The 18,814-nt window shown below is 54.4% G+C and carries 18 protein-coding genes; 7 read left to right on the top strand and 11 right to left on the bottom strand.

The annotated features are described in order from the left end of the window. Window positions 1-92 precede the first annotated feature (92 nt). Together ACFQ14_RS16450 and gltX are read left to right on the top strand one after the other, a co-directional pair. The gene (locus ACFQ14_RS16450; RefSeq protein WP_377213845.1) at window positions 93-1,340 is read left to right on the top strand and encodes an MFS transporter; all 1,248 of its coding nucleotides are present in this window, start codon (window positions 93-95) and stop codon (window positions 1,338-1,340) included. Window positions 1,341-1,371: 31 nt separating this feature from the next. Continuing rightward, window positions 1,372-2,748 (top strand): glutamate--tRNA ligase, encoded by a 1,377-nt coding sequence (gene gltX / locus ACFQ14_RS16445; RefSeq protein ID WP_377213844.1) that lies wholly within the window; start codon window positions 1,372-1,374, stop codon window positions 2,746-2,748. On the opposite strand, the gene ACFQ14_RS16440 is transcribed toward gltX, so the two are convergent. Together ACFQ14_RS16440 and ACFQ14_RS16435 are read right to left on the bottom strand one after the other, a co-directional pair. Then, window positions 2,711-3,415 carry a DUF2865 domain-containing protein gene (locus tag ACFQ14_RS16440; protein ID WP_377213843.1) on the bottom strand — a complete coding sequence of 235 codons (705 nt, stop codon included), beginning with the start codon at window positions 3,413-3,415 and terminating at the stop codon, window positions 2,711-2,713. The two genes, gltX and ACFQ14_RS16440, sit on opposite strands and share 38 nt — an antisense overlap. Before the next feature lie 516 nt (window positions 3,416-3,931). Then, window positions 3,932-4,711, bottom strand: coding sequence for an SDR family oxidoreductase (locus ACFQ14_RS16435; RefSeq protein ID WP_377213842.1), 780 nt, complete (start codon window positions 4,709-4,711; stop codon window positions 3,932-3,934). Between the two features lie 49 nt (window positions 4,712-4,760). On the opposite strand from ACFQ14_RS16435, the gene ACFQ14_RS16430 reads away from it, so the two are divergent. From ACFQ14_RS16430 to ACFQ14_RS16410, 5 genes are all read left to right on the top strand, one after another. Beyond that, a complete protein-coding gene (locus ACFQ14_RS16430; RefSeq protein ID WP_377213841.1) occupies window positions 4,761-5,747 on the top strand; it encodes a threonine ammonia-lyase in 987 nt (328 codons plus the stop codon). Window positions 5,748-5,835: 88 nt separating this feature from the next. Next, a complete protein-coding gene (locus ACFQ14_RS16425; RefSeq protein WP_377213840.1) occupies window positions 5,836-7,023 on the top strand; it encodes an ABC transporter permease in 1,188 nt (395 codons plus the stop codon). A gap of 5 nt (window positions 7,024-7,028) precedes the next feature. Continuing rightward, window positions 7,029-7,844 (top strand): ABC transporter ATP-binding protein, encoded by an 816-nt coding sequence (locus tag ACFQ14_RS16420; protein WP_377213839.1) that lies wholly within the window; start codon window positions 7,029-7,031, stop codon window positions 7,842-7,844. A gap of 9 nt (window positions 7,845-7,853) precedes the next feature. Beyond that, a complete protein-coding gene (locus tag ACFQ14_RS16415) occupies window positions 7,854-9,458 on the top strand; it encodes an MlaD family protein (protein ID WP_377213838.1) in 1,605 nt (534 codons plus the stop codon). A 34-nt stretch (window positions 9,459-9,492) separates the two neighbouring features. Beyond that, on the top strand, window positions 9,493-10,107 hold the full coding sequence (locus tag ACFQ14_RS16410) for an ABC-type transport auxiliary lipoprotein family protein (protein ID WP_377213837.1): 615 nt from the start codon (window positions 9,493-9,495) through the stop codon (window positions 10,105-10,107). A 66-nt stretch (window positions 10,108-10,173) separates the two neighbouring features. Here the strand turns inward: ACFQ14_RS16410 and ACFQ14_RS16405 are convergent, their stop codons facing one another. From ACFQ14_RS16405 to ACFQ14_RS16365, 9 genes are all read right to left on the bottom strand, one after another. After that, window positions 10,174-10,605, bottom strand: coding sequence for a hypothetical protein (locus ACFQ14_RS16405; RefSeq protein ID WP_377213836.1), 432 nt, complete (start codon window positions 10,603-10,605; stop codon window positions 10,174-10,176). 273 nt (window positions 10,606-10,878) lie between these two features. Further along, window positions 10,879-11,166, bottom strand: coding sequence for a hypothetical protein (locus ACFQ14_RS16400; RefSeq protein WP_377213835.1), 288 nt, complete (start codon window positions 11,164-11,166; stop codon window positions 10,879-10,881). 44 nt (window positions 11,167-11,210) lie between these two features. Continuing rightward, window positions 11,211-12,485: an ISNCY family transposase gene (locus tag ACFQ14_RS16395; protein ID WP_377213834.1), complete on the bottom strand. Its 1,275-nt coding sequence runs from the start codon at window positions 12,483-12,485 to the stop codon at window positions 11,211-11,213. Window positions 12,486-12,749: 264 nt separating this feature from the next. After that, on the bottom strand, window positions 12,750-13,553 hold the full coding sequence (locus ACFQ14_RS16390) for an MBL fold metallo-hydrolase (RefSeq protein WP_377213833.1): 804 nt from the start codon (window positions 13,551-13,553) through the stop codon (window positions 12,750-12,752). A 3-nt stretch (window positions 13,554-13,556) separates the two neighbouring features. Then, entirely contained in the window at window positions 13,557-14,357 is an 801-nt protein-coding gene (locus ACFQ14_RS16385; protein ID WP_377213832.1) for a TatD family hydrolase, read from the bottom strand. Beyond that, window positions 14,357-15,898, bottom strand: a complete 1,542-nt coding sequence (metG, locus tag ACFQ14_RS16380) for a methionine--tRNA ligase (RefSeq protein ID WP_377213831.1) — start codon at window positions 15,896-15,898, stop codon at window positions 14,357-14,359. Before metG ends, ACFQ14_RS16385 begins: the two co-directional genes overlap by 1 nt. A 27-nt stretch (window positions 15,899-15,925) precedes the next feature. Continuing rightward, window positions 15,926-16,984 (bottom strand): DNA polymerase III subunit delta', encoded by a 1,059-nt coding sequence (locus ACFQ14_RS16375; protein ID WP_377213830.1) that lies wholly within the window; start codon window positions 16,982-16,984, stop codon window positions 15,926-15,928. Next, on the bottom strand, window positions 16,977-17,621 hold the full coding sequence (tmk, locus tag ACFQ14_RS16370; protein WP_377213829.1) for a dTMP kinase: 645 nt from the start codon (window positions 17,619-17,621) through the stop codon (window positions 16,977-16,979). Before tmk ends, ACFQ14_RS16375 begins: the two co-directional genes overlap by 8 nt. Window positions 17,622-17,681: 60 nt before the next feature. Next, entirely contained in the window at window positions 17,682-18,797 is a 1,116-nt protein-coding gene (locus tag ACFQ14_RS16365; protein WP_377213966.1) for a D-alanyl-D-alanine carboxypeptidase family protein, read from the bottom strand. Between the last annotated feature and the right edge of the window lie 17 nt (window positions 18,798-18,814).

Genomic DNA, 18,814 nt, shown 5'->3' with positions numbered 1-18,814 from the left:
CTACTGGTTGGGTAATCGGGGTTAGGGCTTGCGACTGCTTGCGGGACGACCTACGGCTGATGTGTTGCTCTCCCCTGCAAGCGTAGCCGTCTATGGCGACTTTCAAATCAGCAAATTTTTACATCGATAACTCACGATGGCTGGTGGCAGGATTTCTGCTGACTCTGTCGTCCGCATTTGGCCAAACATTTTTCATCTCAATTTTCGGATCGGAGATTCGCGCTGAATATGGCCTAACCCACGGGGAATTTGGCACAATATACATGGTGGCAACGCTGGCGAGCGCCCTGTGTTTTCCCATAGTTGGACGTCTGGTTGATGTAACATCGGTCTGGAAATGCAGTTTGCTGGTCATGTCGATGCTGGCACTTGCTGCGCTTTCTATGTCGCTCATTTCATCCGTCTGGTTGTTGGTTGCCACGATCTTCGCGCTGCGTCTGTTTGGCCAGGGGATGATGGGCCACACGGCGCTTACCGCTATGGGCCGATGGTATTCTTCAAACAGAGGCAAAGCCGTGTCTGTTGTCTCTATCGGGCACCAAACCTCAGAGGCCATTGTTCCAATTCTATTCGCTTCTATCGCGCTCTCCTTTGGTTGGAGACAGGCATGGCTGGCGGCGGCGGTATATGTTGTTGCGATGATACCTCTCGTCGTTTCGCTGATGCGTGTAGAACGCATGCCGGCACAGCAAGCGGCGGAAGAGGGCAGCCGCAACGAGGTGGGCAAACAATGGCGTCAGGGAGAGGTGCTTCGAGACCCGTTGTTCTGGATGGTTTGCATGGGTGTGCTGTCGCCAGCCTTTATCGGTACGTCGATTTGGTTTCACCAGGACTACTTGATTGAGTTGAACCAATGGCCGGAGCAAACCTACTATGCATCATTTTCATTGATGGCGTTTACGACGATTATCGTTTCGCTGATCACTGGAGTTCTGATTGACCGTTTCAGCGCCATTCAGATGCTGCCGTTCTTTCTGATCCCACTCGCCATTGCCTGTTTCGTGTTGGGAACGCAGTCGGCGGTGCCGGCAATCTTTGTCACGATGTTCACAATCGGCTTGAGCTACGGCATGTCGTCTCCGATATTTGGCGCCTTGTGGCCGGAGGCCTACGGAACCCGCTATCTGGGAGCTGTACGATCGTTGGTGATGGCTTTCATGGTCTTTGCCTCTGCGGCGGGGCCCGGCGTTACGGGTATTCTGATTGACCTTGGTGTTTCCTTTCCTCGCCAACTGGTCTTTATCGGTGCCTATTGCCTGATAGCTATGGTTGTGATGATTCCCGTGTCGCGCCAACTTGTTGCGCGCCGTGTTGCTTATGGTTGGCAGCCTGCGTCGTAAGGCGCAAACAAAGACGAAGCGAGAGAGATTGATGAAAGACTTGGCCAAACCCATCGTGCGTTTTGCGCCATCGCCCACGGGGCGGTTGCACATCGGCAACTTGCGCACCGCGCTTTACAATTGGCTGTTTGCCAAAGGGCAGGGTGGCTCCTTTATCTTACGTTTGGATGACACGGATACTGAACGATCCACCGATGCATTTGCGCAAGGCATTGTCGAAGATCTTGCATGGATAGGCATCGTTCCAGATGCGTCCGACAAGCAATCGAACCGGGTCGCCCAATACGATGCCGCGGCAGCGAAGCTGAAAGAGGCTGGACTGCTTTATCCTTGTTATGAGACGCCTGACGAGATCGAACGCCGCCGCAAACGGTTGATGGCCCGTGGTTTGCCGCCGATCTACGAGCGTACTGGACTGAAACAGACCAACGAAGAACGAGCAGCGCTGGAAGCAGAGGGCCGCACTGCCCATTGGCGTTTTCTCCTGCCGAATTTCACCGATGATCCGTTTTCGCCCACACGCACTGAGGTGCATTGGGATGATGCCATGCGCGGCGAGCAGACAGTTGATCTGGCGTCAATGTCTGATCCTGTATTGATCCGTGGCGACGGCACCTACCTTTATACGCTGCCCTCTGTGGTCGACGATAGCGATATGGGCGTGACCCATGTTATTCGCGGGGGCGACCACATTACGAACACGGGCGCTCAGATCGCCCTGTTTAAGGCATTGGGTGCCCAGCCACCAGCGTTTGGCCACCACAACTTGCTTACCGATGCTTCCGGCGATGGTTTATCGAAGCGAACCGGTGCTTTGTCCCTTGCCTCTCTGCGTGAAGGGGGCATTGAACCGATGGCTCTTGCTTCTCTGGCTGCACTGATTGGCACGGGGCAGGCTGTTGAGGTCTGTTCATCGATGGACGAATTGGCTCAATTGTTTGACCCGACGAAGGTCTCCCGCTCTCCTGCTCGCTTTGATGAACGAGAGTTGGAAGCAATGAACGAGAAGCTGCTTCACGCTATGCCTTATGCGGAGGCGCAGCCTCGACTCACAGCGAAGGGCATGGACCACGGCGAAGCGTTCTGGAACGCCGTGCGCCCCAATCTTGCTCGTTTCGATGATGTTGCCCAATGGCACAGCGTCTTGGAGGGCAATTTCGTGCCTTTAGTCGCTGATGTGGAAGACGAGGAATTTCTGGCGGTTGCCCGAGACATGCTACCAGCCGAACCTTGGCCGGATGATGTATGGAAACAGTGGACAAGTGCTTTGAAAGAGAAGACTAGTCGCAAGGGTAAGGCACTGTTTATGCCGCTGCGCAAAGCGCTAACAGGCAAAGAACACGGACCCGACATGGGGGAATTTTTACCTCTTATCGGACCGGAAAAAACCGCTCGCCGATTATCCTAACCTGCGGCGCTTGGCGTAACGCGTCTTTGGCGGCTGGTGCGGGTATGGATCGGCGCAGTCCAGTAACGCTCGCCAATTGCAGGTTCTTTTGTTCCATGGCGTGTGCACGAAACGTTGGCACAGCCATGTTAATCCGTCCGGCACGTCGCGCCCATTCAGGGTCGATTGCTGGGCGAACGGAGGCTTTAGCTTCTTCTTTTGGTTGCCGGAATTTACATCCGCAGGCGGGGTTATACTTGGTCTTGAAATTAAGTGCTGTTGGCAAGTCACCGTAAGAGCGGCCCGTTCGGGCAGACCGCATATCGCTTGGTTCGTCAGTGGTTCCGCGGACGTAGTAGAGCTTCATCTCGGTTCCCGGGCAGCGGCTTTGACAAGCCTGCTCATCGCGAACCAGACCGGCAACGGACGATGCAGCCCCAACGGGGAAGAAGAATCCATCGCAGGTTCGCACGCACATGGTGCGGTAAGTGCCGATGATTCGGGGTGATCGTTGCTCGTCAATGTTCCGTTTGTTCAGGCGCGAGCGCTTGTTTCGCACTCGGCGTTCCAGTTCCGTGATACGGCGCCGCAAGTCCTTGCGGCTGTTCGCACTAGCGTGGCGAACGGCACAATTTTCGCGGCGCAAAGCACGCTTGAGCCTCGCACGCTGGCGTTGGACTTGTGCCATGCCGTTGCGACCGCCAAGCTGATTTGCCTTCCGCTGCAGTTGTTCTAGATTTCGCACCATTGTCTGTTTTGAATTCAATAATGCGGGACAGCGTGCATTTTGTCCGCGCTGAAACAGGGAGCGCCGCTTGGTGCAGCTGAGTCGTCCAATCGAACGATCAATGCGGGATATCTGCTGTTTCTGGTCTGATACTGCCTTGCGGTAACGCTTGAGTAACGGTGTCGCTGAAGCATTTGTTCCTAAAGCCGCGAGCTGTCCGTGCAGGCGTGAACAGGTGGCCGATTGGGCGTCGGCATCAGTGGCAACTAAAATAAAGGCAGAAACAAGCAATGCGAGCGATACCGAAGCGACGCGCGCTGCGGCAAAGCCGTGAAACCAGATTTGAAGCGCGCCCACAAGGGAGCCTCCCGCTGCTCAGACAATCGCCTCCGGCCGCATCGCCGGAAGGCTGGGAGGGTAATAGCAAAGGCGGAGCGGCTTGCGGGAGAAAGGTTCTGTAAACCTTAATGCGTATCGTTAAAAGGCGTGGGGAAAGAGGCCGCCGTCTATCAGCAAGTTCTGTCCTGTAATGTATCCAGCATGTTGTGAGCACAGGAAGGCGCAGGTATTGCCGAATTCCTCCGCTGTGCCGAACCGTTTAGCGGGGATTTCGTCGCGCTGCATTTGCGCCGCGTCTTCCACGGAAATGCCCCGCGCCTTCGCGCCACCCACAATTCCTCCTTGCAAGCGTTTGGTGTCCATCTTGCCCGGCAGGACGTTGTTTATGGTGACGTTACGCGCTGCGTAAAGCGGGCGAACACCGGCGAGGAAAGCGGTCAAACCTGCACGAGCACCGGAGGAGAGGTCCAACCCCTCTATGGGCATAACGACCGATGCTGATGTGATGTTGACGATGCGGCCAAATCCGCGATCAGCCATGCCGTCGATCACTTGCTGAATGAGTTCGACGGGCGTGACAAAATTTTGCACAACACCTTCGATCAACGCTTCACGATCCAACTCTTTGAATGAGCGGCGCGGCGGTCCACCGTTGTTGTTGATTAAGATATCGGGGTTAGGGCATGCCTGTAGAAGAGCGGCTTGCCCCTCGGCCGTGCTTACATCCACCGCAATCGGCGTGGCAGTGACGCCATAAGTCTCTGCGATTTCGGTGGCGGTAGATTCGACATTTTTCTGCGTACGGCCATTGATGACGACATCGCAACCCGCTTGCGCCAGTGCGATTGCGCATCCGCGTCCCAAGCCTTCACTGGAGGCGCAAACAATTGCTTTCTTTCCGCTGATACCCAAGTCCATTATATCTCTCCGCTCTACCGATTTTCGCCAGCCTTAGAGATCATTTTCCATGACGCCAAGTGTTCAATTGAACCTTCCAACCTTTACGGACGTTGAAGAAGCTGCCGCACGCCTTGCAGGGCATCACGTGGTTACTCCATTGATCGAGTCTACCATTTTAAATGAGCGTTGCGGTGGCCGTGTTTTTCTTAAAGCAGAGTGCCTTCAACGCACGGGCAGTTTCAAGTTTCGTGGCGCTTACAATGCGATCAGCCGCCTGGATGCGTCCGGCAACAAAAAGATCGTCGCGGCATCGTCGGGAAACCACGCGCAAGGTGTGGCAGAAGCTGCGCGAATGCTGGGTTTCGATGCTACTATTTTGATGCCGTCCGACGCGCCCCGCATTAAGGTCGATCGTGTGAAACGCTCAGGCGCGACCATTGTTGAATACGACCGGCGCAGCGAAGATCGTGAGGAGATCTTGCGTTCGCTCGGTGCCAAGCATACCGCGCCGATTGTTCATCCATACAACAATTTTCACGTCATCGCAGGGCAGGGAACGGCGGGGCTTGAAGCGGCAGAGACCATGAAAGCCCGTGGAATCACCGTAGATCGCGCTGTGGTCTGCGCTGGAGGCGGTGGCTTGTTGGGCGGCATGATGCTGGCTCTGCACAGCAATTTTCCCGACTGCGCGGTTCATTCAGCTGAACCTGAAGGATACGACGACCAAAAGCGCTCTCATGAAGTCGGTCATATTGTATCGATTCAAGCAGATCATGACAGCGTGTGCGACGCAATCGTCACGCCTCAACCGGGTGAAATGGCTTTTGCAATCGCAAACGGTCACATCGCATCGGGTCTCGTTGTGTCTGACGAAGAGGCACTGGAAGCGGTGGCTTTTGCGTTTAACGAATTAAAGCTGGTCGTTGAACCGGGTGGTGCTGTTGCTTTGGCTGCGATTTTGTCGGGCAAGATCGACGTTCGTGGCGAGAATATTCTGGCAACGCTTTCGGGCGGCAACATAGACCCGGCAATGCTGGCACGTGCACTGGCGTGAACTCAAACCGCTGGCCCGTGGACCTTGCTGCGCGAACGTGGCAAGGAATATCGGGGCATAGCGGTGGTAAGATTGGCGAGCAGGCCCGTTGAGCGAGACAAGTATTTCAGACGCAGAGGTGATCAAGAACGCCGGCACACAAACCGACGGCGTTTTAGCGCGTCTAAATGTGATCCGACGCGACGAGGGTACAATCCTACAATGCAGTGGTGAATGGACATGCGAGGGCATACACGCAGTTGATCAGGAATTGCGGGACTTTGCAGCGTCTTCTGGCCAATCGCTTACAATGGATTTTTCCCACGTAAGCGGTTTTGACTCCGCTGGTGCCTGGCTTGCCGTGCGCACACAACATGCTGTTGAGGCTGATGGTGGTGTCTACATTTTGAAAACAGCGCAGCCGGAGCAGGGCGCCTTGATTTCAGTTATTGGAGAACACTGGGAAAGCCTCTCGCAACCGCGTGCGCCTGCAAAGGCTAAACTTGGTCCGCTGGAACGGTTCGGCAAATCTGTCTATGGCTTCGGCACAGACTTTATAAACGTGTGCAATATGATCGGTGCAGCGCTGCGAGGCACTGCCATCAAGACAGGCGCCCGTGGCGGCATTCGCTGGACGTCCCTGATCAATCAAATTGACCATATGGGCATTCGCGCCATTCCGGTTATCACCGTGATGAGCTTTCTCATTGGCGCAATCATCGCACAGCAAAGCTCTTTTCAACTGAAAAGTTTTGGCGAAGAGCTTTTAACCGTGAACCTGGTAGGCATCCTGCACCTGCGAGAAATCGGCGTATTGCTCACCGCTGTAATGGTGGCGGGCCGATCTGGCAGTGCCATAACCGCTGAAATCGGCTCTATGAAAATGCGAGAAGAGATCGACGCCTTGCAGGTTATCGGTCTTAGCCCAATAGGCGTTCTCGTAGTCCCTAGATTGATGGCTTTGGTGATAACGCTTCCAATTCTGACTATATTGGCAGATTTCTCTGGCCTTGCTGGGGCGATGATCGTTTGTTGGCTTTATATCGGCATTGAACCTGTTCAGTTCATAGACACCTTGAACGGCGCTATCGACACTTCAACCTTTTTGTCTGGTCTCATCAAAGCGCCCTTCATGGCCTTGGTTATTGGCCTCATCGCCACGCTGGAAGGCATGAAAGTGAAGGGAAGCGCAGAATCGTTAGGCCAACGCACCACCAGCTCAGTCGTGCGTTCCATCTTTGCCGTGATTTTCATCGATGGCCTTTTTGCAATGTTCTACGCATCGATCGGGTATTGATCACTATGGCCGTTGAACCCAAGAACCCAGTTCTCTCCGTGCGCGATATTCATGTTTCGTTCGGGCCTAACCACGTGTTGAAAGGCTTGGATCTCGATGCTTACCGTGGCGAGATCATTGGCTTTGTGGGCGGGTCTGGCACTGGTAAATCCGTGCTCATGCGCACCATTCTTGGACTGTGCCAAAAACAAGCGGGCACGATCAAACTGTTCGGACTGGATTACGACCAACTCGACGATGAACAGCGCAGCGCGACTGACAGGCGCACGGGCGTTTTGTTTCAACACGGAGCGCTGTTTTCGGCGTTGACTGTGAAAGAAAACATTCAAATGCCCATGCGCGAATATCTCAGCTTAAGCCAAACCCTAATGGATGAATTGGCGGCGATGAAGTTGTCGCTGGTTGGCCTGCCAATGGATGCAACTGATAAATATCCCTCAGAACTCTCTGGCGGCATGATCAAACGGGCGTCCTTGGCGCGGGCCTTGGCGCTTGATCCGGAGTTGCTCTTTCTTGACGAGCCAACCTCTGGTCTTGATCCGATTGGTGCAGCTGAATTTGACGAACTGACGGTATCGCTCAGCCGCACATTGGGCCTGACGGTTTTCATGGTCACACATGACTTGGGCAGTCTGCACGCCATTTGCGACAGGATAGCCGTTTTGAAGGACGGGAAAGTCTTGGCAATTGATACGCTGGAACGAATCGAGAAACTCGATGATCCTTGGGTTCGTTCTTACTTTGGTGGCCAACGCGCCATCTCTGCGCAACATGCGTTGCGGACAGGCTCAGGCATGGTCAATGCACGCATTGAAGGTTAAAGGAAGCTGATGGAAACCCGCGCCAATTACATCGCTGTCGGCTTTTTGACGCTCGCTGCAATCGTGGGTGGCTTTTTGTTTGTGCTTTGGATTGGAAACTACGGCTCCAGCCAAAATACGCGCGAGGTCGATATCACTATTCGTGGCTCTGTTTCGGGCCTAAGCGAAGGCAGTCCGGTGCAATTTAACGGCGTGCCTGTGGGGCGCGTCACAAAACTGGCGCTGGACAAAGAAAACCCGGAGCAAGTGATTGTCACCACGATGATCGACATGAACGTGCCATTGCGCCAGGACACCCGCGCCAGCATTGGCGTGCGAGGACTTGCTGGCGGCGCGTTCGTGCAATTACAAGGCGGCAGCAAAGACGGGGTTCCGCTGTTCGGTACGCCGGGCGAGCAGCCTGCACCCGATACGGGGCAGGGGCCGCCACGTCTTGTGGGTGATCCTTCCAGTATTAGTGAATTAATTGACCGCGTGAACGGCATCGCTACGCAGACCGAGCGGGTGATGAGTAGCCTCGAATCATTGGTTCGGCAGAACGCCGATTCGGTTTCTGCAACTATCAAGAATGCCGAGACATTTTCTCAGGCATTGTCTCGCAACAGCGAAGGCGTCGACACGTTCCTACGCAGCGCAGAGTCGCTTGCGGGATCTATGGAGCAGCTTTCTGGTGGGCTTACGACCACCTTGGATCAGATCGAAAAAATTGTCGTTGCGGTGCAGCCAGACACGGTCCGCAAAGCTGTTGATGATTTCGGCGCGACCGCAGAAAGCGCAAGAAGGGTTGTCGATGGTGTTAACCCCGAACGGATTGAGAAGCTGGTTGCTGATTTAGGCCGGGCAGCGGAACAATTGTCCGGGGTTCTTGAGGGAGTTGAGGGTGCGGCAGTGGCCGATGCGGTGTCGAAGATTACCAGCCTTGCCGAGCGCGCGGACAAAATAGCGGCAGCCATTGAGCCGGAGAAAGTTGCTAAAACCGTCGATGATATTTCGGCAACAGCAAGTGCAACGCGCGCTCTTTTAGATGGCATCGAACCGGGTGCGATCAACACTCTGGTTGCTGAATTGAACAACGCCGGAAGCAAAGTCTCCGCCGTGATGGATGCTATTGACGCGGAAAAGGTTAACAAGGCTGTCGATCAAATTACTGGTGCTGCCGAGGGCGCACAAGGCATTGTGGATGATGTGTCCAAAGTGACATCACGCTTCGGTGCAAGAGCTGAGGATATTGACCAGATGGTCACCGACGCTTCGCAGTTAGCTGCACGTCTCAACGAATCGTCAGCGAAGCTCGATGGTGTTTTGGACGGCATTTCGGGCCTGCTTGGTTCTGGAGAGACAGATGGTCTGTTTGCTGATGCGCGCGCTACGCTGGCTGAATTTCGCCGGACGGCTCGCAATCTGGACGCTCAGGTCGCCAGTGTAACGTCAGGTATCAACCGTTTCACCGGGCGTGGCCTTGCGGACACACAGGGTCTGATAAGTGATGCACGCCAATCGCTTCAACGACTTGACCGTGTTATCAGAACCTTTCAAGACAACCCGTCTAGCCTGATCTCGGGGGGAGGCGGGTCATCGATCAAGGAACGCGGAGCAGGGCGCCCACGGCGCTGATGCTGCACCTTTTCAGACAGGCAAAACACTTTTCATGACGTCGCCGATCCGCACTTTTCTCGTCCGATGGACGCTGCCTGCACTCGCAGCAGTAGTCCTCTCCGGCTGTGCACTTCTAAAAGCGCCGGAAGCGCCGAGGGATAGCTATGAATTGACCGCTCCAGACTCAGTGTCTGGTCTTCGTGCGTCGACCAACGCTCAAATTTTGGTAAAAAAGCCCAATGCGCTCAAGTCTTTGGATAGCGAACGATTGGTTCTTCGTTCTAACGGCTCCGAGATAACCTATCTGGCCGGGGTGCAGTGGACTGACACTGTGCCGAACATGGTGCAAGCCAAGCTGGTTGAAGCGTTTGAAAACACTGGCGCAACGGGCGCGACCGCAAAGCCAGGCGATGGGCTGGTGATCGACTACCAACTCATCAGCGATCTGCGCCGCTTTGAAGTGGTGACGGATGGCGCGGGGCAGGCGGTGATTGAACTGTCCATCAAACTGCTTTCCGATAAATCCGGCAAGGTGCTGGAAACCCAAATATTCACCGCAACCGCGACGCTGGTCGGCCGCGAGGGAGATGACTACGTTCGCGCACTAGATGCAGCGTTCGATGAACTGGCTGTGGATGTCATTCGTTGGGTTTTGGGGCGGGTATAGAAGGCGAAATAGAATTCCCGGTCGTTAAAAAACTGCACTGAGTGCTTTGGCAAACAGATACGGAACTCAATTTGGGCTATCAGCGAAAACGACAGCTCCTTTCCTTGCTATACTGAGGTGGTTGGCTTGATCACCTGTCATGCAAAATTTGGAACTGTTCAATCCAACGCCCATAACGGCAGAAATGGAATAGTTGCTGCATCTGCCGTTGGAGATAACCGTGAAGAAAAGCATGTTTGTAGGCACGTCCGGATCAAGAACCCAACGATCTCCAGTACAGTCAATCGGTCTGGCCCAGCTATAACTTGGATAGAAGCAGACCGTCTGCACATCAGCGCCGACCAGTTTGCGCACTGAGAGCGCTTTGCCATCGCCAATTTCAATGTTTGTGATATCGCTCTTTGCCAACTGCAAAAGAAATACAGCGCTGATTCCCACGGTTATCAAGACAATGAAAGTGAGCAGGGACGTCTTCGTTAGCATGGTCATACGCTTCAAATCAGCTCACGGTATAATTGCGGCTAGATGTTCGGTCTAACATTCCCATGCCACATCGCACTTAGCAAATGTGGTTAGATCATTTGTCAAAGCCAGTTAGAAGTGGCTCTTGTCTGGCTACTTAGAAATGTCTCACATCGGGGTTTCCAAGCCAGTGCACGCGGATCAGGACATTGGCGTGACCGCCTAGAGTCAAAGCCAATGGACCCGCCGAAACGGAAAACAGACGCCCGACTTTAGCCTCCTCAGTTGGAAAAATTCTTCGGGTGTTGTCTAAACTGTGCTCTTCTGCGCCTTAACCAAGGTGATTTCGAGCAGTTGTCCGTCAGTGAATTTTGCGCAGTAGTCATACCACTCGCCAGACGTGTCACCATCGCCATAAAATCGGACTTCTCCATCAAAATTTTGATCCGACCCATCCAAATGAAGTCGCCCATTGGCGGTGATCGTATAAACCCGTAGATGGGGATCTGGTGTATCTTTTGTCTGAAATTCAACCCCATCTGGGGCAATCGGTTCTGGCAAAGGATATTCACAGATGATGTTGTCGTATAATCCCAACTTTGAGGCTCCTATCTTCTAGCGACAATGCGCATCACTAAATATCAAAACATGTGCCCAGTTTGCCCAGTCCGTCTCGGCGCTGATTGGCTTCTGGAAACCTCACGTTCCGCCTGCATGGCCGCAATCATATCAAGCGCAGGGCCAAGACGTTTGTTCTCGACCACTTCAGCCCGGTTCACCGATTGTACTTTGTCGAACGTCCTATAGGGCAGGGTGACACCATCGTATTGAATCTCCAACCGTCCGTCTGGATAATCGCAGATCGTGACGCGCTTGCGGGCCAGACCTGTTGTGAAGTCTGAGGGTTCGATGATGAACAACACTTTGTCATAGCGCAGTGTCAGTGTGTGGGAGAGTGTCCTGAACTCCTTGTGACACATGGCTCCGTCCAGGCTGTCATGCTCTGAGAACGGTCGATGCATGTCCTTATCGTTGCGCGGTGCTTTGCCAAACCGGGCGTTATAGTCCGCCATAAACTCTGACATGTAGGCGTTGGCGTCTTTGATAGAACTGATGTTCCGAAGTCGCAACTCCTTCACCAGTCTGTCCTGCAACGTCTTGTTGGCACGTTCCACGCGGCCTTTGGCCTGCGGAGAGTTGGCGCAGATGATGTCAATGTTCAACTCGTGCAATGCGCGACCGAACTGGGTCATACCGGTCGTGGCATCCTTGTTGGACACATGTGTCGTGCGGAAAACAGCGTGTTTGTCGCTATAAAAGGCGAGGGGCTTCCCGTACTCGCTCAGGTAATCCTTCGTGGAATGGAAATAGTCGAAGGCGTTCTCGGATTCAGCAAACCACAGGTGAACCAGCTTGCTTGTCGCATCATCGACATAGACCAATAGCGCAGCCTTTGGTCCACGGTCTTCAAACCACCAGTGATGTGAACCGTCGATCTGGATCAGCTCACCGAAACAATCGCGACGATTACGCGGCTGATAAACACGGGAACGGCGTTCCTTGCGCGTCTTCCAGATGCCGGCATCCGTCATCCATTTGCGCAACGTCTGTTTGGACACGGTTATGTCATGGTCTTCGGCCAGCTTCTCCAAAGCGAAGGTTGGGCCAAAGTCGGCGTAGTGGAGCCTGACAAGCTCCAGGACGTAGTCACGGTAGCCATCGGTGTATCGTCGGTTGCTTGGCTTGCCGCGCTTCCCAGAGATCAATCCGGCAGCGCCATTGTCACGGAACGCACGAACCAATCGCGTCATCTGTCTGCGACTGATACCAGCCAACTCAGCGCCTTGGACAACGCTCAACCGTTGAGCCTCAATATCCTCAATTATCTTCAGTCGCCCAAGGTCGCGCTCGCTCATCACAAATAGTCCCACTGGTACGCCTCACAAACTCAAAACAGGGCTTTGAAAAGTGAGACATCTCTAACTTGCCAAAGTGAGACATTACTAAATGGCTGTTACACATAATAGTTGCATAAGATATATTATGGAACATATTTATTCGTATCATTTGTCAGGCAGCACTGCCAACTCATTGATATCTAGTCATATGCATAAACTGATACGCACGAATGTCACGCTTACTAGACACTCACAGACACAGCGACAAGGCACTATCCGCGCTCAATCGTCCAGCGTAATCACCATGCCGTCGAAAGCTGGCTCTACGTGGTTGGGCGTGGCGTCTTTGACACTCTGGTAGTCTAGCGGCGTGTGCATGTGGGTTAGCACGGCGCGTTTGGGTTTTAGCTTGTCGATCCAGCCCAAGGCTTGGTCGAGGCTGAAATGGCTGGGGTGTTCGCGGTATTGAAGCGCGTCAATGATGAGGACTTCCAGCTCGTTCAAATGCGGTAGTGCTCGATCGTCCCATGCGCTCACGTCGCTGGAATAGGCAAGGGAGCCTATACGAAAGCCGAGCGAGATAATGGAGCCGTGATCTTGTTCATAGGGCAGGATGATGATGGAACCACCCTCCCCGTCGATCTGGAATGGCTCGCCAGGCACGATACGGTTTTCGATCAGAATGGGCGGATAGTTGGAGCCCTTTGGCGTCTCGAAACAATAGCCGAAAGCCTCATGCAGGCGTTCTGACGTTGGTTCATCGGCCCAGATGTTCACGCGTTCGCGGCTGTTAATGACGAAGCTGCGCAGATCGTCAATGCCATGAATATGGTCAGCATGCGCATGGGTAAAGATCACGGCATCAGCTGTTCCCACGCCAGCGTCGAGCATCTGTGCGCGGAAATCCGGACCAGTATCAACAATGACGGTTGTCTTGCCGTGGTCGGTTATCCGCTCGATCAGCAATGCGGCGCGGCGGCGGCGGTTTTTGGGATTGGTTGGATCACATTTGCCCCAGTCGTCGCCAATGCGTGGCACGCCAGGTGATGAGCCGCAGCCTAAAATGGTGAAGCGCATCTTTGCCATCGCTCAGGCTTCCGGGATTTGGCGTTCGGGGGCAGGCACTTTGGAGAACAGGCGCAAGAAATTTTCTGTCGTCTGCCTCCACACACTCTCGCGGTCGAGGCCCCAAACGTCGCCCAAAGTCTGTGCCGTGTGCACTGTATAGGCGGGCTCGTTGCGTTTCCCACGGTTTGGCATGGGGGCGAGATAGGGCGAGTCGGTTTCCACCAAAACACGGTCGCGGGGCATGTCGCGGGCTATATCTCTAACTTCTTCGCTGTTCTTGAAGGTCAAAATACCGGAAAACGAGACATAGAGGCCCAATTCAATTCCACGCTCGGCAAGTTTTCGGCCCGATGAGAAGCAATGGAGCACAGCCGGGAAGGCCCCTGCCCGTGTTTCCTCTTCCAGTATCGAAATCATGTCTTCGTCGGCGCTGCGGGCGTGGATAACGAGCGGCAGACCGGTTTCACGTGCGGCCGCGATATGGGTGCGGAACCCTTGTGCCTGGGCGTCACGGGGTGATTTATCGTAGTGATAATCGAGGCCCGCTTCGCCTATGGCGACGACTTTGCGGTGTTGCGAAAGTTCCACCAGTTTGTCGGTGGTAACGTCCAATTCTTCGGCAGCATTGTGCGGGTGCGTGCCGACCGAACAGAAAACGTCGTCAAAGCGCTCAGCGACAGCAAGAACGTCCGGAAATTTCCGCACTCGTGTGCAAATCGTGACCATTCGGCCAATGCCAACGCTGCGTGCACGGGCCACTACATCGTCGAGTTCTTCGGCGAAATCTGGGAAATCCAGATGGCAATGGCTGTCGACTAGCATCAGGTTGTCTCTACATAGCGCGGGAAAACGCCTTGTGGCTGGTCGATGACGGTACCGTAAGCAAGGCGCCCAGCCTGCCCCAACGATGCGAAATCACGAGAAGCGGCGTTGATGGTCAATTGATCGAGAAGTTTTTCAGCGCTTGCTGGTAGAAACGCTTGTGTGAGAATTGCGACCTGGCGAACGACTTCTGCGGTGACGAAAAGTACGGTTTTCATCCGCTCGGGATCTGTCTTCTTCAATCCCCATGGCGCTTGCTCGTCGAAATACCGGTTGGCTTCGTCCAAAACGCTCCAGATTGCGTCCAGCGCCTCGTTTGGATGTGTCGCATCCATCGCCGCACGACAAGGCTCAATCACACCATCGCACAGCGCTAACAACGCTTCGTCAGCTGCGTTAAAATCACTGCCCGGCGCTATGACGCCTCCGCAATTTTTGAAGATCATCGATAAACTTCTCTGAGCAAGATTACCGAAATTGTTGGCAAGGTCGGCATTCGTGTGGTTGACGATATCTTCATGGCTGTAAGAGCCATCGGAGCCGAACCGCACCATACGCAGGCAGAAATAGCGCAGTTGGTCGATGCCATAGACCTCCGCCATGCCGAACGGGCTTTCGACATTTCCGAGCGACTTCGACATTTTCTCGCCCTTGTTGAGCAAAAATCCGTGCCCAAAGACCGCCTTTGGCACCGCAATGCCAGCGGACATTAGGAACGCTGGCCAATAGACAGCGTGGAAGCGGGTGATGTCCTTACCGATCACGTGCAAGTCGGCTGGCCAGAAACGCCAAAGCTCGTCTTCAGTGTTTGGGTAGCCGACACCCGTGATGTAGTTGGTAAGCGCGTCAACCCACACATACATGACGTGTTTTTCGTCGCCCGGCACCTTTACGCCCCAATCAAATGTGGTGCGTGAAATGGACAGATCGATCAGCCCACCTTTGACGAAAGAGACAATCTCGTTTCGTCGGCTTTCAGGCAAAATGTAGTTGGGTTGGCTTTCGTAAAGCGCTAGCAGCTTGTCTTGATATTCCGACAGTTTGAAGAAATAGCTCTCCTCATCAACCCATTCGACAGGTGTCCCCTGTGGGCCAAGGCGTGTGCCTTCATCGCTTAGCGTGATTTCGCTCTCGTCGTAATAGGCTTCATCGCGCACTGAATACCAGCCAGAATAAACTGACTTGTAGATGTCGCCATTGGCCTCCATCGCCTTCCAGATCGCTTGGCAGGATGCGTGGTGGTCGGCGTCAGATGTGCGGATGAAACGATCGTAAGAGACGTTTAGCAGATCGGTCATACGCTGGAATTCGTCGGAATTTTTGGCTGCCAATTCCTTTGCGGTGATGCCCAGATCGCGTGCGGTCTGCCACATTTTCTGGCCGTGAACATCCGTGCCAATCTGAAACCGTGTGTCGTATCCGTCCAACCGCTTGAAACGTGCAATCGCATCGGCGCAGATGAACTCGTAAGCGTGGCCTATATGCGGTGCGCCGTTGGGATAGGATATTGCGGTCGTAATGTAATAAGGCTTTTTGGCCATTGAAATGGGCTCGTGCGCTTTCAGAATTTAGCGGACAGCGGCGTTGCGTTCGAAAACGAGCGCGAAGAGGTTTAAAATCACCTGTTTGCGGTCGAGATTGAATGCATCGGACACCGTCACCATGCGGGTTGCCTTTTCCCACACGTCGCCCCAAGTCGCAAGCAATTGCAGGCTTTCGGTGGCGGCATTTCGCTGCGCCGTACCGCCAATCCATGCGAGGGCGAGATCAATGAAGAGTGTGAAGTCTTGCTCAGCGTCACGGCGCGACAACGCCTCGGCGATTGAGTGAGCTTTGGCCCACTCGCTTGCTGCACCGACAGCGCCCTGCCCCATCAGCGTTTCAAAGGTTGAGTAGTGGCTGAGCACCTTGCCGTGGAGAAGCTGGATCGCACGCCGCGGACTGCCTCCAGACAGTGTGCCGATGCGGGCGCGGGTATCGTCTCCGCTCTGCACACCGAGATGGTCGAGCGTCGAGATAACCGCATTATCGGGCAGTGGGCCCAGCCGCAGCATTTGGCAGCGGGAACGTATAGTCGGCAACAGGCTTCCGGCCGAATGGGTGATCACGAAGAAAATAGATTGTTTTGGCGGTTCTTCTAAAATTTTCAGCAGCGCGTTGGCAGCGCTGGCGTTCATATCGTCGGCAGCGTCCACGATGGCCACACGCCACCCGTCGCCGCCGGCTGTCATGCCGTAGAAATTGCGGGTGCGGCGGATTTCATCAACCGATAATTGTGTTTTGAAGCGCTTGCCTTTGTCATCCCAAGGTCTGGTCAAATGCAGCAAGTTTGGATGCGCACCATTCGCCACCTGCGCTGCGCTGGATTCCGTTACATCCCGCAGCGTGACGCCGTCCGCAGCGCCCTTGGGGTGCGACAGCAACCCCTTTGCGAGGTGAAACGCCAGCGTTGCTTTGCCGATGCCGCGCGGGCCGCTGATGAGCCATGCATGATGCAGCCTGCCGGATTGCCACGCTTTTTCCACGCGACCAAAGGCATCGTCATGGCCAAAAAGGCGTGTGGATTGTGCAGGGTGGGTAATTTCGTCCAGCCGGTCTGCTACAGGACGTTCTTCGGCCTCAAGCATCCTCAAACGCTCCCAAATATGCATCCACCGCCGTATCGACAGCTTTGTTCACATCAGCAATTGGTTGGCTGGCATCAATGACCAGACAACGGTCGGGCTCATCCTTTGCAATTTTCAAGAATGCTTGGCGGCGGGCTTCTTGCTGCGCTAAAGCCTCTTTTTCATAACGGTCCGGTTGGTCCTCCGTGCGTCTTTTTGCGGCCCGTTCAGCGCCAATCTCGGCGGGAAGATCAAAAATTAGAGTGAGGCCGGGGCGTGCGCCTTCTGTCACGGCTCGCTCCATTTGCAGCACGAAATCCATGTCTACATTGCCAGTCATCCCTTGGTAGACGCGGGAGGAATCGAGGAAGCGATCACACAGCACGATTTTTCCTGCACGTAAGGCCGGCAGGATGATGTTTTGCACGTTATCGCTGCGGGCTGCGGCAAACAACAGGGCTTCCATTTCCGTGCCATAGGGCTCTGCGGCTCCTGAAAGGATAACGTGGCGAATGGCTTCTGCGCCAGCCGTTCCGCCTGGTTCGCGTGTAATAAGTACTGAATGACCCTGTGCTTCCAGTCGCTCGGCAAGACGCTTAATCTGCGTTGACTTGCCTGCCCCTTCCCCGCCTTCAAATGTGATGAAACGTTGGTTCATTGTACGACAATCATTTCCGCAACGCTCTGTGCGCAATTGATCGATACAACCGCCATGCCACTAGAAGCGGATCAGACCGACCAGCAATTCCTGTATCGCATCCGTTGCCCGCTGGGTAATCGTGCCCTGCTCCACCGATTCAGCGGCATAGAGCAAGGTTTCCTGGCTCACCGCACCGTCAATCAACACTTGTAGTTTAGCCACCTGATCGCCCTCATTTACGGGGGGCAAAAGCGGACCCTTGAAGACGATCTGCATTCTCAGTCGGTCACGGAAACCAATCGGTACGAAGATCTTCAGCGCACCGTCTGCTGCGCGCAGAGAAACGCCACTTTTTGCGCCTCCGTAGACATCTGCCTCGCCCACGCTTTCGCCTGCTGCGAAAAGCTCAATCGGTTCGAAAGCGCGAAAACCCCAACGCATGATTTTGACGGCTTCAGCAGAGCGTTCGCGTATGGATTCCAACCCGCTCAAAACTATGATGACACGACGGCCTTCTTGCTGAGCAGAGCCGACGAGCGCGTAGCCTGAAGCAGTTGTGAAACCTGTTTTCAATCCGTCTGCGCCGTCAACCTTGCCAAGCAGGGGATTGCGGTTGCGTTGGTTTATGCGGCCCCATTTGAATTCCGGCTCGGAATAGATGCTGTAATATTCAGGGTGGTTGCGGATTATATGGCGGGCCAGATACGCCAACTCGCGGGCTGTCACTTTCTGCTCATCGTCCGGAAGGCCCGTGGAATTACGGAATGTGGACTGCTCCAAGCCAATTCTTCGGGCGAGCTGGTTCATCAGCCCGGCGAATGCGACTTCCGAACCCGCCATACCTTCGGCAATTGCGATTGCGGCATCGTTGCCTGATTGGATGATCACGCCGCGAATAAGGTCCTCAAGGCGAATATCGTCATTGAGTTTGGCGAACATTGACGAGCCGCCGGAATTTGCGCCACCGCGCCGCCAGGCGTCTTCAGAAATTGTGAAAGTGTCTTCAAGCGTAAGTCGACCGGACTTCAACGCATCGAAGACAACAGCCATTGTCATTAGTTTGGCAAGCGACGCCGGTGGTATCAGTTGGTCAGCGTTCTTCTGGAAAAGGATTGTGCCCGTTTCATAATCCATCACCACGGCTTGCTTGGCCTTGGTTTGGAAGCCTTGAGCATAAGCAAGCCCAAAGCCCACAAGCGAAAATACTAATG

Origin of the sequence: Pseudahrensia aquimaris, assembly GCF_042676045.1 — a bacterium.
GTDB classification, from domain to species: Bacteria; Pseudomonadota; Alphaproteobacteria; order Rhizobiales; family Rhizobiaceae; genus Pseudahrensia; species Pseudahrensia aquimaris.
The sequence above is the reverse complement of the archived record's forward strand: the minus strand, read 5'-3'. Positions and strand labels throughout refer to the sequence as shown.